At 70.3% G+C, this 21,200-nt stretch carries 17 protein-coding genes; 10 read left to right on the top strand and 7 right to left on the bottom strand.

Annotated elements, in window-relative coordinates:
* Positions 1-339: 339 nt before the first annotated feature.
* The 3 genes from AB0K67_RS13035 to ettA all read left to right on the top strand — a co-directional run bounded on the left by AB0K67_RS13035 (position 340) and on the right by ettA (position 5,699).
* The gene (locus tag AB0K67_RS13035; RefSeq protein WP_364057849.1) at positions 340-1,020 is read left to right on the top strand and encodes a single-stranded DNA-binding protein; all 681 of its coding nucleotides are present in this window, start codon (positions 340-342) and stop codon (positions 1,018-1,020) included.
* Positions 1,021-1,720: 700 nt separating this feature from the next.
* Positions 1,721-3,448 (top strand): diguanylate cyclase, encoded by a 1,728-nt coding sequence (locus tag AB0K67_RS13030; RefSeq protein ID WP_364057846.1) that lies wholly within the window; start codon positions 1,721-1,723, stop codon positions 3,446-3,448.
* A 586-nt stretch (positions 3,449-4,034) separates the two neighbouring features.
* Positions 4,035-5,699 carry an energy-dependent translational throttle protein EttA gene (ettA, locus tag AB0K67_RS13025; RefSeq protein ID WP_364057843.1) on the top strand — a complete coding sequence of 555 codons (1,665 nt, stop codon included), beginning with the start codon at positions 4,035-4,037 and terminating at the stop codon, positions 5,697-5,699.
* A 995-nt stretch (positions 5,700-6,694) separates the two neighbouring features.
* Here ettA and AB0K67_RS13020 read toward each other — a convergent pair.
* Positions 6,695-8,014 (bottom strand): MFS transporter, encoded by a 1,320-nt coding sequence (locus AB0K67_RS13020; protein ID WP_364057839.1) that lies wholly within the window; start codon positions 8,012-8,014, stop codon positions 6,695-6,697.
* 163 nt (positions 8,015-8,177) lie between these two features.
* Between AB0K67_RS13020 and AB0K67_RS13015 the strand changes: the two genes are divergently transcribed.
* The 3 genes from AB0K67_RS13015 to AB0K67_RS13005 all read left to right on the top strand — a co-directional run bounded on the left by AB0K67_RS13015 (position 8,178) and on the right by AB0K67_RS13005 (position 10,318).
* Positions 8,178-8,690 carry a VOC family protein gene (locus AB0K67_RS13015; RefSeq protein WP_364057836.1) on the top strand — a complete coding sequence of 171 codons (513 nt, stop codon included), beginning with the start codon at positions 8,178-8,180 and terminating at the stop codon, positions 8,688-8,690.
* Between the two features lie 96 nt (positions 8,691-8,786).
* Positions 8,787-9,194 carry a Zn-ribbon domain-containing OB-fold protein gene (locus AB0K67_RS13010; RefSeq protein ID WP_364057833.1) on the top strand — a complete coding sequence of 136 codons (408 nt, stop codon included), beginning with the start codon at positions 8,787-8,789 and terminating at the stop codon, positions 9,192-9,194.
* Positions 9,191-10,318: a thiolase gene (locus AB0K67_RS13005; protein ID WP_364057830.1), complete on the top strand. Its 1,128-nt coding sequence runs from the start codon at positions 9,191-9,193 to the stop codon at positions 10,316-10,318. The genes AB0K67_RS13010 and AB0K67_RS13005 overlap by 4 nt, the downstream gene beginning before the upstream one ends.
* Before the next feature lie 167 nt (positions 10,319-10,485).
* Here AB0K67_RS13005 and AB0K67_RS13000 read toward each other — a convergent pair whose 3' ends face one another.
* On the bottom strand, positions 10,486-12,573 hold the full coding sequence (locus AB0K67_RS13000; RefSeq protein WP_364057827.1) for an acetate--CoA ligase family protein: 2,088 nt from the start codon (positions 12,571-12,573) through the stop codon (positions 10,486-10,488).
* Positions 12,574-12,578: 5 nt separating this feature from the next.
* Entirely contained in the window at positions 12,579-13,751 is a 1,173-nt protein-coding gene (locus tag AB0K67_RS12995) for an acyl-CoA dehydrogenase family protein (RefSeq protein WP_364057824.1), read from the bottom strand.
* A gap of 91 nt (positions 13,752-13,842) precedes the next feature.
* Here AB0K67_RS12995 and AB0K67_RS12990 point away from each other — a divergent pair, with 91 nt between their 5' ends.
* Positions 13,843-14,457: a TetR/AcrR family transcriptional regulator gene (locus AB0K67_RS12990; protein ID WP_364057821.1), complete on the top strand. Its 615-nt coding sequence runs from the start codon at positions 13,843-13,845 to the stop codon at positions 14,455-14,457.
* Here the strand turns inward: AB0K67_RS12990 and AB0K67_RS12985 are convergent.
* Positions 14,454-15,272 carry a MaoC/PaaZ C-terminal domain-containing protein gene (locus AB0K67_RS12985; protein WP_364057818.1) on the bottom strand — a complete coding sequence of 273 codons (819 nt, stop codon included), beginning with the start codon at positions 15,270-15,272 and terminating at the stop codon, positions 14,454-14,456. The genes AB0K67_RS12990 and AB0K67_RS12985 overlap by 4 nt on opposite strands.
* Position 15,273: 1 nt before the next feature.
* Positions 15,274-16,173: an SDR family oxidoreductase gene (locus AB0K67_RS12980; protein WP_364057815.1), complete on the bottom strand. Its 900-nt coding sequence runs from the start codon at positions 16,171-16,173 to the stop codon at positions 15,274-15,276.
* A 75-nt stretch (positions 16,174-16,248) separates the two neighbouring features.
* On the opposite strand from AB0K67_RS12980, the gene AB0K67_RS12975 reads away from it, so the two are divergent.
* The 3 genes from AB0K67_RS12975 to AB0K67_RS12965 are packed head-to-tail and all read left to right on the top strand — an operon-like array spanning position 16,249 to position 19,290.
* Positions 16,249-17,679, top strand: coding sequence for an MFS transporter (locus tag AB0K67_RS12975; protein WP_364057812.1), 1,431 nt, complete (start codon positions 16,249-16,251; stop codon positions 17,677-17,679).
* A gap of 23 nt (positions 17,680-17,702) precedes the next feature.
* Positions 17,703-18,122: a thioesterase family protein gene (locus AB0K67_RS12970; protein ID WP_364057809.1), complete on the top strand. Its 420-nt coding sequence runs from the start codon at positions 17,703-17,705 to the stop codon at positions 18,120-18,122.
* A gap of 13 nt (positions 18,123-18,135) precedes the next feature.
* A complete protein-coding gene (locus tag AB0K67_RS12965) occupies positions 18,136-19,290 on the top strand; it encodes an MFS transporter (protein ID WP_364057806.1) in 1,155 nt (384 codons plus the stop codon).
* Here the strand turns inward: AB0K67_RS12965 and AB0K67_RS12960 are convergent.
* Both AB0K67_RS12960 and AB0K67_RS12955 read right to left on the bottom strand, forming a co-directional pair.
* Positions 19,285-20,793: a glycoside hydrolase family 13 protein gene (locus AB0K67_RS12960; protein WP_364059536.1), complete on the bottom strand. Its 1,509-nt coding sequence runs from the start codon at positions 20,791-20,793 to the stop codon at positions 19,285-19,287. The genes AB0K67_RS12965 and AB0K67_RS12960 overlap by 6 nt on opposite strands.
* A gap of 18 nt (positions 20,794-20,811) precedes the next feature.
* The gene (locus AB0K67_RS12955; protein WP_364057803.1) at positions 20,812-21,192 is read right to left on the bottom strand and encodes a globin; all 381 of its coding nucleotides are present in this window, start codon (positions 21,190-21,192) and stop codon (positions 20,812-20,814) included.
* Between the last annotated feature and the right edge of the window lie 8 nt (positions 21,193-21,200).

The raw sequence follows: 21,200 nt of genomic DNA, 5'->3' as shown, positions 1-21,200 counted from the left end.
GCCCGCCTGGATACGGGCACTTCTTGGCCGGCGGTCGCCGCGCCCACCCCGCTACGGCCGGTTCTGAGAGAGACGGCCCGCCCGGACACGGGCACATCAGGGCCGCCTATCCGCCCCCAGAAGCGTCTCTTGACCCCCGCCGTATCGCCGGCACTTCGACCCGCGCGCCCTTATCGACAGGTATCGACAGGTATCGACGGGCGGAACTGCTATCCACAGGCGTAACCGCGCCTGCCTCCCCATCCACAGAACCCCGTTCGGAGCCTTCGGCCCCTGCCCTTCCACGGCACCCTACTGCCCAGGTCGCGGGCAGTCGGCCCGCCGCATGGGAGGCATCGCATGAACGACATCTACATCACGCTCACCGGAAACGTCGCAGCAGAGCCCAGGCAGTACAGCTTCGACGACGGCACCAAGGTCACCTCTCTGAAGGTCCTCACCGCACATCGCTACTTCGACAGGAAGACCGGCCAATGGACGGACGGCGAGAAGGTCTGCTTCACGGTCCGCTGCTGGCGCGCGCTCGGGGAGAACGTCGCGGCCTCCGTACGTTCGGGCCAGCCGGTGGTGGTGTCGGGCAAGCTCCGCATCCGCGAGTTCGGCACCGAGGGAGACCGCCGCTTCATGCCCGAGATCGAGGCCAGCGCCGTCGGCCACGACCTGCGCTGGGGCACGGGCGTGTTCACCAAGCCCGAACGCGGCGGCATCGGCTCGCTGAGCAAGGAGATGCGCGACAAGCTCGATGAGGAAACCCGCGACTGGGCCATGAGCCACAGCCCTGCCCGCCCGACCGCTTCGGCAACCCCGGCCGCTCCGCGCCCCGGCGACGACGAGACCATCACTGCAGACACCGACCAGGCACACCCACCCACCTCGGAGGCCCGGGCCGAAAAGGGCAAGGTCGTCCGCACGCTGGGCCGGAACAATGACAGGGTCCGAATCCTGAGCGCCACCGACACGAGCGACACCGACACGGCGAAGAAGGAACGCCCGGCGCCAGAAGAGCGAGCAGCGGCGTAACCGCGCGGAGGAGTCGCACCGTAACGGCTTCCGGAAGTCGCAACGTACTGGCATTCGGAAGTTCGCACCCCCGGCCGGCGCGTCATGACTCCCCTCCGCTTACCCCTCCGGCGGCGTGATCCTGGGCCGCCACCCCACCCAGTGATCGCGCCGCCCTCAACGAAGGCCGCATCCCATCAACACCTCACCCGATGGAGGTCGCAGGTGCGAAGGAGGGAGAAGAAGCGGAGCCGACAAAGAATGACGGAGAAACAGGAACCGGGTCGGCCGGAGAGGATGACGAGGGGAGGCCCAGGTAGTAGGGGGATTGCGACGGAGCCGCAGGCCGCGGGGTGCGGACGAGTTCTGCGGGTGAGGGTGAGTTCTGGCTGGAGCAGGAGGTGTGGGAGGGGGAGGGGGCACCGGCCGGAGCTTCGTGAACGCCCCCGAGGGACGGCCAGTGGGTGTGGCACCCGCCTTAGTGGGCTTGGGCGCCTGTCATGTCCAGGTCACGCCCCGCTCCATGGTCGCTCCTTTCCGACACGGCTGTCCGTCATGGCCCGCTCACGATGTGAGCAGGTGTGGTCATTGCCAAACGTATCGGTTCCCATCGCACATCGCACACTCCGCAATTATTGTGTTACACATCGTTAGTCAGAGAGGAGACGAGATGGCGGTGACCAGTCACGCCTCGATCAAACCTCGCGACGGTGTGTCAACAATGGCCGATCGCTGGCCGTTGCTAGGGCAACGCCGCCCCCTGGTCGGTTACCTGTGCGCGATCGTCACTCTGGATCTCGTCGCGATCATCCTGCTCTCGGCGTCCACCGCCTTCCACTGGCGGGACGTGCTGACGTTCGCCGCCCTCATGGCGTGCGGTGCCGTCTGCATCGAGGCGACCCGGCGGCTCGGCATGCCCGCCGGGGTGTCGCGTGATTTGCTGTCGGCCTGGTGGCTGCCGGTGGCGTTGCTCCTGCCGCCGTTGTACGCGCTCTTCGCCCCCATCGTGCTGCAGATCCTGCTGCAGGTACGCGTACGCGCCACCGTCCTCTACCGCCGGGTCTTCAGCTCGGCCGCCATCGGGATCGCCGGGTGCACGGCGTCCCTGATGTTCCACTGGTTCGTCCCCGACCCGATGGTGCTGGCGCGGGGGAGCGGGGGCCCGCTCATGTTCGCGGTGGCCGCCGCCGCGCTCTTCTCGCTGCTCAACACCGGTCTCATCGCCATCGCCGCCCACACCGCCGATCCCGACATGAGCTGGCGCGAAGTGCTGTGGGACCGGGAGAGCGTGCTGCTGGACGTCGTCGAGCTCTGCTTGGGCATCTTGGTCGCGATCGCCTGCGGTCTCAACCCGGCCCTGCTGCTGTTCACGCTCCCGCCCGTGGTGCTGTTGCAGCGCAGCCTGCTGCATGCGCAGCTTCAGGCGGCCGCCCGTACGGACGCCAAGACCGGGCTGCTCAACGCGGCCGCCTGGCAGCGCGAGGCCGACACCGAGATCGTGCGGGCGCGGCGCACCGGCGAGTCACTGGCGCTCCTCATCATCGACATCGACCACTTCAAGCGCGTCAACGACGCGCACGGCCACCTCGTCGGCGATCAGGTGCTGGTCGGGGTGGCGTCCACGCTGCGCAGCCAGTTGCGGGACTACGACGTGGTGGGCCGGTTCGGCGGGGAGGAGTTCGTGGTCCTGCTGCCGGGCGCCGACATCGACGAGGCCCGCCGCGTCGCCGAACGCCTGCGCGTGCACATCAGCCACATGGCCGTCCCCGTCGAGGACACGCTGGTCAAGGTCACGGTCTCGACGGGCGTGGCGTTGCTGAGCATCCACGGTGACGACCTGATCGACCTCCTCGCGGCCGCCGACCTGGCGCTCTACCGGGCCAAGGAGCTGGGACGCGACCGCGTCTGCATCCCCGCCGTACAGCAGTCCCCGCCTTCGCAGGCTCCATCCCCCCAGTCCCCGCTTCCTCCGCAGGTTCCGCCTCTTCAGTCCCTGCCTTCGCAGGCTGCTTCTTCGCAGTGCGCGCCTTCTTCGCAGGTTCCGTCTCTTGGGTCTGTGCCTTCGCAGGCTGCTTCTTCGCAGTGCGCGCTTCCTCCGCAGGTTCCGCCTCTTCAGTCCCTGCCTTCGCAGGCTCCATCTCCCCAGTCCGTGCCTCCGCAGGGCCTGCCTCCCCAGTCCGTGCCTCCGCAGGGCCTGCTTCCCCAGTCCGTGCCTCCGCAGGGCCTGCTTCCCCAGTCCGTGCCTCCGCAGGGCCTGCTTCCCCAGTCCGTGCCTCCGCAGAGCCTGCTTCCCCAGTCCGTGCCCCCGCAGGCTCCGCCTTCCCAGTCCACGCCGCCCCGCGCGATCCCCGGCGACGCCGCCTCGCAGGATCCCGAATCCGGCCCTGGCTCCGACATCGATCCCGATCCCGATCCCGATCCCGATCCTGATCCGGACCCGACCTCTTGATTCGTTCACCGGCTGGCCTGTCCGCCGGCTGATGTGTCCGCCGGCTGGCCTGTCCGCCGGCTGATGTGTCCGCTGGCTGACCTGTCCGTCAGTTGATCTGCCTCGCCGGCCGACCTGTTCGCCGGCCTCTCGCTCTTCCTCCGCTCCCTCCTGTTACGTCTCGTTCGCCTTCCGCTCGTTGGTCTTCCAGGTCGTCCGTCCTTCTCGTCCAGCTCGTCTGCACCGTCGTCGTGGGTTGTGTCAGCGCTGTCAAGGGACTGGGCTGCCGGTCACCGGCCGCTGGCACAACCCCGTAGCGCCTGATGCGGTGGCGTCACCTCCCACGCCCTGGTCAGAGCCCGTGAGCTTCCGGTCCGAGCCGCGCTGGGAACGGGCTGCGGGTACGCAAGCGCCGTTTCATGCGCCCGGGGGCAGTGGACGGCGGGCGCTGACGTAGCGGATCCTTGCGGCTGGGTGTTCTCGTACGGCGTTACGACGTGTGTTCGTGCACGTCGGCGGCCGGTGGGCGCGTCGTGAGGCGAGAGCCGGGGCGGGCGGGGCTGAGGAGCGGCGGAAGCCCGGGTTGAGAGCCCCTAAGCTAGATGGCATGCCGGAGTACATCTACACGCTGCAGCGCGTGCGCAAGGCGCACGGCGACAAGGTTGTCCTTGACGACGTCACGCTGTCGTTCCTGCCCGGAGCCAAGATCGGCGTTTTGGGGCCGAACGGCACCGGGAAGTCGACGCTGCTCCGGATGATGGCCGGCCTGGAGCAGCCGTCCAACGGTGAGGCCAAGCTGATGCCGGGCTTCACGGTCGGCATGCTTCAGCAGGAGCCGCCGCTCAACGAGGAGAAGACCGTCCTCGGCAACGTGCAGGAGGGTGTCGCCGAGACGATGGCGATGCTCCAGCGCTACAACGAGATCGCCGAGCAGATGGCCACCGACTACAGCGACGAGCTCCTCGAGGAGATGGGCAAGCTGCAGGAGCAGCTTGAGCACCGCAACGCGTGGGACCTCGACAGCCAGCTTGAGCAGGCGATGGACGCGCTGCGCTGCCCGCCGCCCGACGCCGACGTGACGAAGCTGTCCGGTGGTGAGCGCCGCCGGGTCGCGCTGTGCAAGCTGCTGCTTGAGGCGCCCGACCTGCTGCTGCTCGACGAGCCCACCAACCACCTCGACGCCGAGAGCGTCCAGTGGCTCGAGTCGCACCTGGAGAAGTACCCCGGCACCGTCCTGGCGGTCACCCACGACCGCTACTTCCTCGACAACGTCGCCAACTGGATCCTGGAGCTCGACCGGGGTCGTTGCTACCCCTACGAGGGCAACTACTCCACGTACCTCGACATGAAGGCCCAGCGTCTCAAGGTCGAGGGGCAGAAGGACGCCAAGCGCAAGAAGCGCCTGGAGGAAGAGCTGGAGTGGGTCCGGTCCAACCCGAAGGCCCGCCAGACCAAGAGCAAGGCCCGACTCCAGCGCTACGAGGAGATGGCCGCCGAGGCGGAGAAGTACCGCAAGCTCGACTTCGAGGAGATCCAGATCCCGCCGGGCCCGCGCTTGGGCACCACGGTGATCAAGGCGGAAAACCTCACCAAGGGCTTCGGCGAGCGCCTGCTGATGGAGAACCTGACGTTCGATCTGCCGCGTAACGGCATCGTCGGCGTCATCGGCCCGAACGGTGTCGGTAAGACCACGCTGTTCCGCATGATCACCGGCAGCGAGACGCCCGACTCCGGCTCGATCACCATCGGTGAGACCGTCAAGATCTCGTACGCCGACCAGGCCCGGGGCGGCATCGACCCCAGCAAGAACGTTTGGGAGGTCGTCTCCGACGGGCTCGACCACATCAAGGTCGGCAACGTGGAGATGCCGTCGCGCGCGTACATCGCGGCGTTCGGGTTCAAGGGCCCCGACCAGCAGAAGAAGGCCGGCGTGCTGTCCGGTGGCGAGCGCAACCGGCTCAACCTGGCGCTCACCCTCAAGCAGGGCGGCAACGTGCTGCTGCTCGACGAGCCCACCAACGACCTCGACACCGAGACCCTGTCATCGCTGGAGAACGCGCTGCTCGACTTCCCGGGCTGCGCCGTGATCACCTCGCACGACCGGTGGTTCCTCGACCGCATCGCGACCCACATCCTGGCTTGGGAGGAAGGGTCGAGCTGGTTCTGGTTCGAGGGCAACTTCGCCGACTACGAGAAGAACAAGGTCGAGAGGCTGGGTCCCGACGCGGCTCGCCCGCACCGCGTGACCTACCGCAAGCTCCACCGCGACTAGTTCGTTCATGCGTGGATGTCCGCGGGTGTTGTTCGTCGCCCCCGCGGGCATTCCAGGCGTCCCGTGGTCGTCCGCGCCGCCTGCCGGTGTGCGCGAGATCTGCGGGTGTCTATCCGGTCTGGCGGCGTTCGTGGGTTCGCGGACGTCTATCTGTTGCGGTAGCGCTCGCGGGTTTGCGGGCGTCTGTCTGTTCGGTGGCGTGTGCGAGATTTGCGGGCGATTACCCGTTGCGGTGGCGTGTGCGGGATTTTGGGGGCGCCCACACGTTGCGGTGGCGCTCGGGGGCTTGGGGGTGTCGCCCTTTTAGGCGGCCCCGCAGGGAGCGGCGGGCGTCTGCAGGTGATCGCAGACGTCCGTGACGGTCGATGACGTCCGGCCGGGTGTTGCTTTCGGTGCGCCTTGCGCTGTCGTCATCCGGCGTGATGAGCTGCAGCCCGCTTCTCGGCGGTGGCCTCCTGTGGAGTACTGCGGTGGGGTGAAGGTGCCGTCCTGCTCGAATCTCCGGCATGTGCAGGGCGGTCGATCGGCCCGCCATCCGCTCAGGCCGCCGCCCCGGCCGTCCTGGCCGCCGCCCCGGCCGTCCTGGCCGCCGCCCCGGACGCTCAGGCCGCCGCCCCGTCCGTTCCGATGCTGCCTCGTCCGTTCCGGCCGGCGCGCCGGGCACTGCCCGGGACGCCTCGGCTGCTGTCGGTTGATGGCCTGGCTGCTCGGGGTCGGAAGAGGCCCGACCTGGGCAGGCACCATCGCGTGTCGAGTCCCGGTGCCCCTGCGCATGCATGGAGTCGGGCACTCAGCGCGAAGCCGGGCGCTCAGCGCGGTGCCCGACGGGAAGCGCGGGGCCCGGGGGTGAAGTACGGGGCTGGGCGCTCAGTGCGGTGCCCGGGGTGAAGTGCTGGGCTGGGCGTTCGGTGCGGTGCCCGGGGTGAAGTGCTGGGCTGGGCGTTCGGTGCGGTGCCCGGCGTGAAGCCGGGCTCCGCGAGCTCGTACGGCTGACGTCACGCCTCCGCTTCCCCGATGCCCACCGCCGCCGGAGCGGGCTGGGCGGGGCGGCGCCAGGGGCCGTTGAACATCAGGATGGCGGGGATGAACAGGACGAGGCATCCGAGCGCCACGAACAGCCACGTCTGCCAGTTGGTGGCCTCGACGACGTGCGGGATGACGAGCAGCCCGACCACCGCGATGCCCTTGCTGAGGAACCCGAACAGGCCCCACGCGGTGCCCTGCAGACGCGGGTCGGCGTCCTCGGCGTCCTCGGAGTAGTTGGCCATCCAGGGGGCGTACGCGACGCCGAGCGAGCCGCCGAGCAGCGCGCCGACGACCATGAGCAGGCCGGTGGAGACGCTTTCCTGGCCGAGCGAGAAGGCCAGGTACGCGGTGACGAGGACGGCCGCGATGGTGCCGCCGAGCGAGAACGGCTTGCGCAGCTGCGTACGGTCGGACAGGCGGCCGGTGACGATGAGCGTGATGAGGTTGAGGCTCCAGAAGGCGGCCATGATCGTGGACGCTTCCGCGCTGCTGATGCCGAGTGCGCCGACCAGCATGGTCTGCCCGAAGAGCGACAGCGTGATGTAGAGCACGAGCCACAGCGAGATGCCGACGACGTGGGCCCAGATGTTGCGGCGGCTGAACAGCGAGCGCAGGGTCGGCGGCTGGGAGAGGTCCACGACCTGGGTGGCGGCGCGTTCCGTGTGCTGGATTCTGGCCCGCAGCTCGGGGGAGAGGTCGGCGATGTTGAACGCGATGACGATCGAGATGACCAGCGAGAAGCAGCCCATGATGACGAACTGGGAGCGCCAGGAGTCGTTGAAGATGGGCAGCGTCCAGCCTGCGATGGCGGCGGCGAGGAAGTTGGCGCCGACGGGACCCCACGTCCAGAAACCGAACGCCTGAGCGCGTCCGAGGCGCGGTGAGAAGTCGCGGATGAGCGGCGCGGTGCTGGCCATGGCCACGCCGTCGACGAACGCCAGCACGACCCTGACGATCAGCAGGTCGCGCGGGGTGTGCACGAGGGTCATGGTGAAGCAGAGCACCGCCGTCAGCGCCATGAGGGGGATGAGCAGCCGGACCCGGCCCAGCCGGTCGGTGAGGCGGCCGCCGATGATGGAGGCGATGGCCCCGGTGATGGCGGCGCCGCCGGACACGGCGCCGTACGTGGCCAGCGACATGTCGAGGTCTTTGAGGAGAAGCGGGACGACGGGCGCGATCTGCCCTTCGTACGAGCCGATGAGGATGGCCAGCACGGCCATCGCGAGGATCTTCATGCGTCGGGCGCCGGTCGGGTACTCGTCGAGCTCACGGACGTAGGACAGCCTCATGGCCAGCCTTTCTGGTCGGGTCTTGACCCCCGTGTAGTTCTAGAAGGCGCCTCTAGAATCTATTTCTGCGATGCTGCCTCTCACAGGTGGCTCCGTCAAGAGTGAAGAGCCCGTCCATGGCTAGAATGAAATTCTAGGATTGCCGAGAGCGAGGAGCCCCCGCGTGAACTTGGAACTGGACGGCCTCGACGTGCACTTCGACCACACCGCCGTGGCGGCGCCCCGGATCAGGGACCTGCTGCCGATCTACCGCGACCTGCTGGGCGGTCGTCACCTGGGCGGCGGTGGTGACAACCTGCGGGCCGGCTATCGGACGCTGCAGCTCACGTACGGCAACGGCGGCAAGGTCGAGCTGATGGAGCCGCTGGCCGGATCCACGTTCTTCGACAGCTTCTTCGAGCTCACCAGGGGCAGGGGCGGCGTCCACCACCTGAACTTCCACGTCTCCGACATCGATGCGGCGGTGGCCAAGCTGACCGAGCGCGGCTACCGGCTGCACGGCCTCAACCTGTCGGATCCGCGCTGGCAGGAGGTGTTCCTGCACCCCAAGGAGGCGCACGGCGTGCTCATCCAGCTCGCCAAGCCGGGGCCGCGCGAGCCCGGCGAGGAGCGCCCGACGCTTGAGGACGTGCTGGCCGGTCGCGGCAGGAACGGCAACGGCATCCCCAGCCCCTGAGCGGTCCCCGGCCTTCCCGTCCCGTGTGCCGGCCTCTTGAGCGGCTGTAGAACTTAGATCTAGAGTTGAATTCTAGAACTAGGATTGGGGAGGCCGATGAAGCCGGCACCTAAGCCCACACCGGAGACCCAGCCGTTCTGGGACGGGACGGCCGCGGGCGAGCTGCGGATCCAGCGCTGCACGGCATGCGAGCGCCACTACTTCTACCCCCGGCCGGGCTGCCCGCGGTGCGGTGGCGACCAGGTCGAATGGGTCCGCGCCAGCGGGCGCGCGACCTTGTACTCGTACGTCATCAACCACCGCCCCGCGCCGGGGTTCGAGGACGAGGCCCCGTACGCGATAGCCGTCGTGGAACTGGAGGAGGGCGTGCGGATGATGACCAACATCGTGGGCGTGCCCAACGATCCCGAGCACCTGGAGCTGGACATGGAGCTGCGGGTGGTGTTCGAGCGGCGCGGCGATGTGACGGTGCCGCTGTTCGAGCCGGCCGGGGGTGCCCGATGACCGTGGTGATCGCCGGGGCCGCCGAGACCGACGAGGTGGGCCGCCTGCCCGGCCACTCCACCCTCCAGCTCCACCTGGAGGCCGCCAGGAACGCGCTCGCCGACGCGGGCATGACCATCCACGACATCGACGGCATCGCCACGGTCGGCACGCCGGGCCCGATCCAGGTCGCCCACGCGCTCGGCATCACGCCCGCCTGGCTGGACGGCACCGGCGTGGGCGGCTCGTCGTTCCTGTTCCACGTCCGGCACGCCGCCGCCGCGATCAAGGCGGGAATGTGCCACACCGTGCTCATCACGCACGGCGAGTCGGGGCGCTCGCGGGTGGGCGCGGGACGGTTCGGCATCACGCCGGACTCGCTGCTCGGCCAGTTCGAGCTGCCGTACGGCGTGATGGGCCCGACCACGTCGTTCACGATCACCGCGCTGCGCTACATGAAGGAGACCGGGCTCACGCACGAGCAGCTCGCCGAGGTCGCGGTGGCGCAGCGGCGCTGGTCGCACCTCAACCCCAGGGCGATGTACCGGGATCTCATCACGGTCGAGGACGTGCTCGCATCGCGCATGGTCGCCTACCCGTTCCACCTGCTGGAGTGCTGCCTGGTGACCGACGGAGGCGGCGCGCTGATCGTCACCACGCCCGAACGGGCCCGGCGCTCCCCGGTCTACCTGCTGGGCTCGGGGGAGGCGGCGGAGTCGCCGCTGATCTCCCAGATGGAGGACTTCACCACCTCGAAGGGCTTCCGGCTCTCGGGCGAGGCGGCCTTCGCCGAGGCGAAGATCACCCATGAGGACGTCGATCACCTCATGGTGTACGACGCCTTCGCCCACGTGCCCATCTACGGCCTGGAGGACCTGGGCTTCGTCGGGCGCGGCGAGGCCGGGGCGTTCATCGCCGAGGGCCACACCTCGCCGGGCGGCCGGCTGCCGATGAACACCAACGGCGGCGGACTGTCGTACACCCACACCGGCATGTACGGCATGTTCGCCATCCAGGAGTCGGTGCGTCAGCTCCGCGGCGAGGCGGCGGCGCAGGTGCCGGGCGTGGAGGTGAGCGTGGTGCTGGGCAACGGCGGCATGTTCGCCTCGGCCGCCACCCTCGTCCTGGCCAACCGCCTGCCATGAGACGGCCCCGGCGGGAGGGGACGCCTCTCCTGCCGGGCCCGGTTCCAGGCGACCCGAGCACGGGCTCAGGCCGCCCTGAACAGCGGAGCCGCCGCCAGGCCGCAAGGCCCGCGCGGGCATGGCCGGTGTCATGCGGGATCAGGGCCAGGCCGGCGGGCCAGAAGAGGTCAGCGCCAGGTCACCAGTGCGTCCAGCGCCTCCACCCGAGACCCTGTGACCAGCAGCGGATTGATCTCCAACGACTCCAGCCCGTCCCCCAGCGACTCGGCGAGGTCGGCGATCCTGGCCACCACATCGGCCACCGCGTCGAGATCGGCGGCCGGACCGCCGCGCACCCCGTTCAGCAGTGCGGCCCCGCGCAGCTCCGTCAGCGCCGTGCGCACCTCGGCGGCGTCCACCGGCAGCACCCGCAGCGCGGTGTCGCGCAGCACCTCGACCCAGACCCCGCCGAGCCCCACGGCCAGCGTCAGCCCCCAGGCGGGATCGCGGACGACGCCGACCAGCAGCTCGACCCCGCCCTCGCGCTGCGGCTGGACGAGCACGCCGTCGAGCGACGGCACGGCGGCGGCCACCTCGCGGTAGGCCCGCCGTACGTCCTCCGCGTCGCCGAGCCCGAGCCGGACCCCGCCGACGTCGCTCTTGTGCCCGAGCCCTTCGGCGGCGGCCTTGAGCACGACGGGGTAGCCGAACCGCTCGGCCGCGGCCACCGCCTCCGCCTCCGAGCGGGCCAGTTCGGACGGCACGACCGGCAGCCCGGACGCGGCCAGCAGCGCCGCCGCGCGGTGCTCGGCCCACACCCCGTGCGCGCCGCGCGGGCGCCGCGTCTCGCCGGTGCGGGGGAGTGGTGCGGGCCGGGACAGCAGCCTGGCCCGCGTGCGCGACCACCGTACGGCGGCCCCGATGGCGGTCATGCCGTGCTCGATGCCGCCCGCCACGTACGGGAACCCGGTCTCCTGCTGCACCTGCCGCCCGAACGCGGTGACGTCGGTCAGCACGTTGCTCACCACCACGACCGGCACCCGGGAGGCGGCGATGCGCTCGGCGCTGGCCCGGTACTGGGCGAGCACGGGGGCGGGGTCGGGCGGTGCGAGCTTGGGCGGCTCGGACAGCAGCATGACGAGGTCGATGTTCGGGTCGGCGGAGACCGTCTCCAGCGCGCGGCCGAGCAGGGTGCGGTCGATGAGCACGTACCCGGTGACGTCGAGCGGGTTCTGCACGGTGCCGAACGACGGCACGATCTCGCGCAGCCGCTCCACGGTCTCGGGTGCGAACGGCGGCAGCTCAAGACCCTCGTCCTCGGCCCGGTCGGCGATGATCTCCGATGCGCCCCCGGACGGCGTCACGACGCCGACGCGCGGCCCCGGCAGCGGCCCGCAGGAGGCGAGCAGCCCCGCGGTGATGATGAGGTCTTCCAGCGAGCGCACCCGGAGCACGCCGAGCTGCCGCAGCGCCGCGTCGATGACGTCGTCGTCGCCCACGAGCGCGCCGGTGTGGGCCTGCGCGGTGTGCGAGGCGAGCGCGCTGCGGCCGATCTTGAGCGCCACGATCGGTTTGCCCGCCTCCAGCGCCCGCCGCGCCACCCGGGAGAACTCGGCCGGGTTGCGCACGGTCTCCAGGAACAGCGCGATGACCCTGGTGGCCGGGTCGTCCACGAGGTAGTCGATGACGTCGGTGACGCTGACGACGGCCTCGTTGCCCATGGAGGTGAGCAGGCTGATGCCGACGTTGCGGGCCTGCGCGAAGGAGAGCACCGAGCTGGCCAGCGCGCCGCTCTGCAGCACCACGCCGACCTCGCCGCGCAGCAGCGGCGGCGGGATCGGCAGCCCGTACGGAGTGATGCCGGCGGCGGCGTTGATGTAGCCGTTGCCGTTGGGGCCGAGGACGGTCAGCCCGTGCTCGGCGGCGAAGCCGGCGACCTCCGCCTCCAGCCGCGTACCCTCCTCGCCGGCCTCACCGAACCCGGCCGTGAGGATCACGTAGCAGCCGATGCCCAGCTTGGCGCCTTCGCGCAGCACGCCGAGCACGGCCGTGGTCGGCACCATCACGTACGCCAGATCGACGGGCTCGGCGATGTCGCTGAGACTCTTGTGCGCCGGCATGCCGTGCACCACGCCGCCCCGCGGGTTGACCAGGTGCACGGGCCCGGGGAAGCCATGGGCGCGCAGGTTGTTCAGCGTGCTGATGGACCAGCCGGACTTGTCCGTCGCGCCGACCAGGGCGATCGAGCGCGGGTTGAACAGCTCGCGGACGGACATGCCGCTCACTCTCCGATGAGGCCGAGTCTGACGTGCCCCTTGATGAGGTTGCGGGCGATCGTACGCCGCTGGATCTCGTCGGTGCCCTCGAAGATGCGCAGCAGCCGCAGCTCGCGATACCACCGCTCGATCGGCAGCTCCTTGGTGTAGCCCATGCCGCCGTGGATCTGGAGGACGCGGTCCACGACCTGGTTCGCCATGACGGCGCCGTTGAGCTTGGCGATGGAGGAGGCGTGCCGGGCGTCCATGCCCTGGCTCACCCGCCAGGCGGCGTACAGCGTCAGCCACTTGGCGGCCTCGATCTCCACCTGCGAGTCGGCGATCATCCACTGGATGGCCTGGTAGTTCGCGATGGGCTGGCCCATCGACTTGCGGATCTTGGCGTAGTCGATGGCCATCTGGAGCATGCGCTCGGCCGAGCCGATGGCGCGGGCGGGGATCATGTAGCGGCCCTGGCCGATCCACTGCATGGCCAGGTCGAAGCCCTTGCCCAGCTCGCCCAGGATGTTCTCCTCGGGCACCCGTACGTCCTCGAAGACGAGCGAGGCGGGCCCCCACTGGCCCATGGTCGGGATCGGCTCGGACTTCCAGCCCATGTCCCTGTCCACCAGGAAGCAGGTGACGCCGTACCCCTCGGCGACGGCGAAGACCATGACGAAGTCGGCCTCGTTGCCACCGGTGATGAACGTCTTCTCACCGTTGATCACCCACTCCGAGCCGTCACGGACGGCGCGGGTGCGGATGTTGCGGGCGTCGGATCCCGCCCCCGGCTCGGTGATCGCGAAGCAGGAACGCCGCTCGCCCTCGATGGTGGGGATGAGGTAGCGCTGCTTCTGCTCTTCGGTGCCCGCGTACAGGATGTTGTCGGCGCTGCCGCCGAACGAGAACGGCACGAACGTCCTGCCGGTCTCCATGGCGATGATCGCGGACATGATGGGACCGAGCGCGGCGCCGCCGTACTCCTCGGGCGTGTTGATGCCCCAGAAGCCCGACTTCCTGGCCTTGGCCCGCAGCTCCTTCAGCACGTCGGGGGAGAGCCCAGGGCGGCCCTCGCGCTCGTTGCGCAGAACCTCCGGCTCCAACGGCATGACCTCCTTCTCGATGAAGGACCTGACGGTGTCACGGATCTGCCGTTCCTCGGGGGTGAGCGAGAAGTCCACAGCCGCCTCCCTGGGCATTTCTAGAATCGTTCTCTAGGAAGAGATTCTAGCCTCCGCGGGCCGGTGTCAAGAATCGGATTCTAGAATTGACTGCGCTACGATTACCGGCATGGCACGCAAGTCCTCGTGGGAGTGGAGCCGCTCGGCCCAGACCCGCAAGAGCATGCTGCAGGCCGCCCGAGAGGTCTTCAGCGAGCACGGCTTCGCCGACTCCAACGTCTCCGACGTCGTCGCGCGCGCCGGCTCCAGCGTGGGCAGCCTCTACCACCACTTCGGCGGCAAGACGGAGCTGTTCCTCGCCCTGTACGAGGACCACCAGGCGGCCCACGAGCAGGCGTCGGCCGCCAGCGTGGCCAAGGCCAAGAAGGAGGGGGTCACCGACCCGGTCGAGCTGCTGATCGCGGGCGCGCGGGCCTACCTCGCGGGCGCGTGGGAGCGGCGCGACCTGGTCAGGCTCTTCATCGACGGCGACGGACCCCCGGGCTTCGAGCTGATCCGCCGCACCCGCGGGCGCGAGTGGGTGCGCCAGAACGCGGTGCTGCTGGGCGCGGGCGGCGACCCGCTCGACCGGTTCACGGTGGCCGTGCTGACCAGCATCATCGGCGAGGCCGCCCGCGAGGTCGCCACCTCCGACAGCGAGGAGGAGGCGCAGGAGGTCATCGAGGCGGCGGTGACGCTCATCCGCCGCCTCGACCCACTCAAGGCGCTGCACACCGGCGACTAGACGATCGTCGCGCGGCCCCGGTCGATCACCACGGTCCCGTCGTCTTTCGCGGTCCTGAACAGCACGTCCGTGCCGTCCACCCAGATCGAGACGGTCAGCGACTCGCCGGGGAAGACCGGGGCGGAAAAGCGCCCCGACATGGCCTTGAACCGGGCCGGGTCGGAGCCGGCCACGCTGTGCAGCAGCGCCCGTCCGGTCACCCCGTACGTGCACAGCCCGTGCAGGATCGGCCGGTCGAACCCGGCCCGCGCGGCGAACTCGGGATCGCTGTGCAGCGGGTTGTAGTCGCCCGACAGCCGGTAGATGAGCGCCTGCTCGGGGCGGGTCTCGTACGTCACCTTGTGGTCGGGCGCCCGGTCCGGCGCCGCCCACGCGTCGCGCGGCCCCCGGTCGCCGCCGAAGCCGCCCTCGCCCCTGATGAAGACCGAGCTGCGCGAGGAGACGACGAGCTCGCCGGTGCCGAGGTCGACGGCTCTGGACTCGGAGACCACCAGCGCGCCCGAGCCCTTGTCGTAGATGCCGGTCACCTTCGACGTGGTCCGCACGCCGCCCGCGGGCGGCAGCTCGCGGTGCAGCTCGAAGCCCTGCTCGGCGTGGACCAGCATGGCCGGGTCGAAGCCGCCGAGCCGCCGCCCCGGCGCCTGCGCGGCCAGCACCGCGAACGTCGGCAGCACCCGCTGCCCCTTCTCCGTGGTGAACTCCAGCTCCGAGACGCCCGCGCCGACGCCGAGCGCGTACAGCATGGTGTCCTTGGCCGTCCACGTGCGCTCGTACGGCTCGCTCTCCACGCCGATGACGCTGTGATCGAGTGGCATGTCAGTCCTCCCGCCCGGGGATGCGGCCGTTGGTCAGCGCGTTGGGCTGGGCCTTCTCGACCAGGCCGGGGATGACCGAGCCCAGCTCGGCCGGGTCCCAGCGGCTGCCCTTGTCCACGCCGGGGCCGGCGTGCCAGCCCTCGGCCACGCTGATCGCGCCGCCGCGCACGTTGAACACCCGCCCGGTGATGCCGCGTGCCTCCGCGCTGGCCAGCCAGACGACCAGCGGCGCGATGTCCTCGGGATCGGCGCCCTTGGCGCCCTTCGGCAGCAGGTTCTCGGTCATGCGGGTGAGCGCGGCGGGCGCGATGGCGTTGACCGTCACGCCGTAACGCTCGAGCTCCCTGGCGGCGATGATGGTCAGCCCCGCGATGCCGGCCTTCGCGGCGCCGTAGTTACCCTGTCCTGGGTTGCCGTAGATGCCGGAGGACGATGTCGTGTTGATGACGCGGGCGTCCACCGGCTCGCCCGCCTTCGCCTTCGAGCGCCAGTAGGCGGCGGCGTGGCGCAGGGGAGCGAACGTGCCGCGCAGGTGCACCCTGATGACCGCATCCCATTCCTCGGCCGTCATGTTGACCAGCATCCGGTCGCGCAGGATGCCCGCGTTGTTGACCAGCACGTCGAGCGTGCCGAAGCGGTCGATGGCGGCGCGGATCAGCCGCTCTGCGCCGTCGAAGTCGGAGACGTCCTCGCCGTTGACGATGGCCTCGCCGCCCATGGCCTCGATCTCCGCCACCACCTCGGCAGCCGCCCCCGATCTGCCGGTGCCGTCCACCTCCGCTCCGAGGTCGTTGACCACCACCTTCGCGCCCTGCCTGGCGAACTCCAGGGCGTGCCCCCGGCCGATGCCTCTGGCCGCGCCCGTGACGATCACCACGCGGCCCTCGACTATCCCGCTCATCCGACACCTCGATCCTTGACCGGCTGACGATGCGAATAAGATTCTAGTATTGAAATCTAGAAAGGATAAGGGCCTTTGGCGGCGACCACCCCGACCCTCGGCTACGCCTGGCGGACCCTGTCGGTCGTGAGCCTGGCCAGCGTCCTGACCGGGCTCGGCGGCAGCGCGATCAACGTCGCGCTCCCCGAGATCGCGAGGGAGACCGGCGCCGACGCTACGGCGGCGAGCTGGATACTCCTCGGCTACCAGTTGACCACGACCGTCCTCATGGTGGTATTCGGGAGATTGGCCGACTTGTTCGGCAGGCGCAGGATGTACCTGCTGGGGCTTGCCACGTACACGGCCGCCGCCCTGCTCGCCGGGCTCGCCCCGAACCCCTGGCTGGTCGTCGCCATGCGGGTGGTGCAGGCCGCGGGCGCCGCCATGCTGCTCACCAACAGCGCCGCGCTGGTCAGCGACGCCTTTCCGCGCGAGCGGCTGGGCGAGGGCATGGGCGTGTACGTCGCCTCGTTCTCCATCGCCGGCCTGATCGGCCCCACGCTGGGCGGCGTGCTCGCCGAGAGCCTGGGCTGGCGCTGGGTGTTCTGGTTCAACGTGCCGATCGGGCTGATCTGCCTGCTGTGGGGCTCGCTCACGCTGCGCAGGACGGCGCCCGACCGGCGCGACGGCGGGCTCGACGGGCCCGGCAGCCTGCTCGTGCTGCTGACGCTCGGCGGGCTGCTGCTCGCGCTGTCGGAGTTCACCAGGCTCGGCTGGGGGCACCCCCTGGTGCTCGGCGGCGCGGTGCTCTTCCTGCTGGGGCTGCCGCTGTTCGTGCTCAGGGAACGGCGCGCCCCGCACCCCGTGGTGGACATGAGCCTCTTCCGCGAGCCGTCGTTCGCCTTCGGGAGTCTCGCCTCCTTCCTCAACGCCGTCGCGCGCATGGGCATGGTCTTCCTCGTCGCGCTCTACTTCCAGGCCGTACGCGGCGATGACCCCGTACAGGCCGGGCTCAAGGTGCTGCCGCTGGCCGTCGCCGCCATGACCGCCTCGGTGATCTCCGGCTTCCTGCAGCGCCGCTTCGGCGCCCGCACCCTGGCCGTGGCCGGGGCCGCCACCACCACCTGCGGCCTTGCGGTCATGATGGCGGTGATGTCCACGACCATGCCGTACGCGGCCGTCGCCGCCGGGCTGGTGCTCATCGGGCTCGGCTCCGGCGTGTTCCTGCCCGCCAACAACACCGCCATCCTCGACGGCCTGCCGTCCAGCAGGCTCGGCATCGTCAACGCGATGCGCCTCATGCTGCAGAACACCGGTAACGTCGTCGGCACCGGCATGGTGCTGTCGATCCTCGTCGCGCCGCTGCCCGCCGCGCTGCACCAGCAGGTCTTCGCCGGCACGCTCGGCCTGCTGTCGGGGGAGGCCGTGGGACAACTCGTGACCGGCTACCGGTGGGCGCTCGGCACGATGGCCGCCGTCTCGGTGCTGACCGTGCTGACCTGCCTGGCCCGCCGCCGCGCCACCTGAGCGCGCCCGGTACGGTGGCGGACGTGGTTGCACCTTCCCCGGCACGACGGCACATCTATCCCCGCGTGGTCAGATTCGGCGATATCGACTCCCAAGGCCACGTGAACAACGTGCGCTTCCTCGACTACCTGGAGGACGCGCGGTTCGGCATGCTCAGCATCGACCCGTACAACGAGGGCCACGAGCCCTTCGGAGGGCTCGTGGTGACCCGCCACGAGATCGACTACCGCCGCCCGCTGGGTTTCCGCGCGGCGCCCGTACGCGTCGAGACCTGGGTCACGGAGATCCGCCCGGTACGGTTCACCCTGCAGTACGAGATCCGCGACGACGAGGACCTCTACGTCACGGCGAAGTCGGTGCTCGCGGCCTACGACGCCGAGCGGGCCGCCCCGCGCCGCCTGACCGAGAGCGAGCTGGCCTACCTCAAGCGCTACGCGGTCTGAGCCGTCTCGCCCGATGAGACGGTGGTGGATGCTGGCGCTGGGCGTCAACGCGCACGCCAGCGTCACGTTAGGGCTGTACGGGCTGCCTCTGGTGATGCCCGAAATTCTGCGCCATTTCGGTGTCTCGCTGCCCGTGGGCGGCCTGATCGGTAACGCCCCGGCGATAGGGATTCTGAGTGCCCTGGTCGCCTGGGGCGCGCTCGCCGACCGCCACGGCGAACGGCTCGTGCTCGGCCTCGGCGTCGGCCTGGCCGCCGTGACGCTGGCCGGGGCCGCCTTCGCCACCAGCACCTGGGCGGTCATCGCGCTGCTGGCCGCCGCCGGTGCGGGCGGCTCGGCCGCGATGGTCGGCGGCGGCCGGATCGTGCTGCGCTGGTTCCGGCCGCCGGAGCGCGGCGTCGCCATGGGCGTGCGCCAGGTCTCCTACACCCTCGGCATGGCCGTGGCCGCCTTCGTGCTGCCGCCCGTGGCCGCCGCTCACGGCCTGACCGGCGTGCTGCTGCTCTGCTCGGGGCTCGCGCTGCTCGCCGCCGTACTGGCCGGGCTCTTCCTGGCCGAGCCGCCGCACGCGACGCCGGAGAGCAGGCCCGCCGCGGCGGGGTCGCCGTACCGGCAGCCCGCCCTGTGGCGGGTGCACGCCACCAGCGCCCTTCACGCGGTGCCGCAGATCGTCGTCACCACGTACGGGGTGGACTGCCTGGTCACCTCCTACGGCTGGGACGGCGTCGCGGCCGGGCGGCTGTTCGGGGTTGCCGCGATCGCCGGCGCCGCCGTACGCATCGCGGCCGGTCGCTGGTCGGACCGCACCGGACTGCGCATGCGGCCCCTGCTGCTGATCACGCTCTGGAACCTCGTCGTGCTCGCCCTGCTGGTCGCCGGGAGCTTCACCGGGGCCGCGTTCGGCGTGGCCATGCTCGCGCTCGCCTCGGTGATGACCGTGGCCGGCAACGGCCTCGCCTACCTCGCGGCGGGCGAGCTGGCCGGGCCCGGCTGGGCGGGGCGGGTGCTCGGCACGCACAACACCGTGCAGAACACCGTCGCACTCGCCGCCACACCGCTGCTCGGCCTGCTCATCGAGGGCTCCGGCTCTTGGGCGGGCTTCGCCGCCGGGCTGGGCTGCGCGCTGATCTCGCTGCCCGTCATCCCGCTGCGGGCCGAGCGATCATGACCGGCGGCGCAGCCACACCGCCGTGTCCGGTGGCAGCAGGTCGCGCCTGAGCGGGCCGCTCGGCAGCAGCACCTCGTCGTGCTCGGGCAGGCGTACCGGGGCGGTGCCGCAGTTGATCGCGCAGATCAGCGACCCCCTGATGAAGAAAAGCGCTCCCTCAGGGGAATCAAGCCACTCCAAGGTGTAAGGAATCTCCCCCACCAGCTCGCGGCGCAGCGCCAGCGCCCGCCGATAGAACTCCAGCGTCGAGTCCGCCACGCCCTCCTGCTTCTCCACGCTCAGCTCGGCGAACGAGGCGGGCTGCGGCAGCCACGGCTCCACCCCGCCCGGCGAGAACCCGTGCGAGGGCGGATCCACCGTCCACGGGATCGGCACCCGGCACCCGTCGCGCCCCGGCTGCTCGCCCTTCGACTGGAAGAACACCGGGTCCTGCCTGGCGGCGTCCGGCAGGTCCGTCACCTCCGGCAGCCCCAGCTCCTCGCCCTGGTAGAGGTAGGCGGAGCCGGGCAGGGCCAGCATCGCCAGCAGCGCCGCCCTGGCCCGCGCCAGGCCCGTGCCGGGCTCGGAGGTCTCGTAGCGGGTGCGGTGGCGTACGACGTCGTGGTTGGACAGCACCCAGGTCGCGTGCGGCACCGCCGCCAGCGTGTCGCCGATCACCTTGCGGAACGCCTCGGCCGACCAGGGCGCCCGCAGCCAGGCGAAGTTGAAGCTCTGGTGCAGCTCGTCGGGGCGTACGTAGCGGGCCAAGTCCTCGTGGTCGTCGGTCCACACCTCGCCCACGGCCATCCGCTCGCCCGGGTAGGAGTCGAGCAGCCGCCGCCACTCGCGGTAGACGCCGTGCACCTCCGGCCGCCCCCACATCGGCGAGACCGTGCCGAACGCCTGGCCGTCCACATCGGGCAGCCCCTCCGCCTTGTACAGGCCCATCGCCACGTCGATGCGGAACCCGTCCACCCCGCGATCCAGCCAGAACCGCAGCACGTCGAGGAACATCTCGTGCACCTCGCGGTTGCGCCAGTTGAAGTCGGGCTGCGCCGGCGCGAAGAGGTGCAGGTAGTACTGCCCGTCGGCGACCTGCGTCCAGGCGGAGCCGCCGAAGGTGGACTGCCAGTTGTTGGGCTCGTCGCGGAAGATGTACCGGTCGCGGCCTGCGCCGCGCAGCGCCTCCTGGAACCAGGGGTGCTCCGACGAGCTGTGATTGGGCACGATGTCCACGATCACCCGCAGGCCCAGCTCGTGCGCGCTCGCCACCAGCGCGTCGAAGTCGGCGAGCGAGCCGAACATCGGGTCCACGCCGCGGTAGTCGGCCACGTCGTAGCCGCCGTCGGCCATGGGGGAGGGGTAGAACGGCGTCAGCCAGATGGCGTCGACGCCCAGCCGCCGCAGGTAGGGCAGGCGCTCGCGGATGCCGGCCAGGTCGCCGACACCGTCTCCAGAGGCGTCGGCGAAGCTCCGGACGTAGATCTCGTAGACGACCGCGTCACGCCACCAGGGGATCTCCATGTGGCGTGTCATGCCCCGTTACGTGGGTGAGTTCACCAGGCTGTGGGCGGCGTACACCAGGTAGTCCCACAGCCGCTTTTCGTACTCCTCCGGCAGGTCGAGCTCGTCGACCGCGTCGCGCATGTGGCGCAACCAGGCGTCCCGCTCGCGCTCGCCGATGACGAACGGCATGTGGCGCATGCGCAGCCGGGGGTGGCCGCGCTGCTCGCTGTAGGTCTTGGGACCGCCCCAGTATTGGATCAGGAAGCCCCGCAGCCGCTCTTCCGCGCCGGTGAGGTCGGCTTCCGGATAGAGCGGCCGCAGCAGCGGGTCTTCCGCAACCCCCTCATAGAAGCGGTGTACGAGGCGCCGGAACGTCTCCTCGCCCCCGACGGCGTCGTAAAAGGAGGTTTCTGTCACGCTTACTA

Origin of the sequence: Nonomuraea sp. NPDC052634 (assembly GCF_040678535.1) — a bacterium.
Lineage (GTDB): Bacteria > Actinomycetota > Actinomycetes > Streptosporangiales > Streptosporangiaceae > Nonomuraea > Nonomuraea fastidiosa.
Note: the sequence above shows the minus strand (reverse complement) of the source record. Positions and strands in the feature narration are given on the sequence as shown.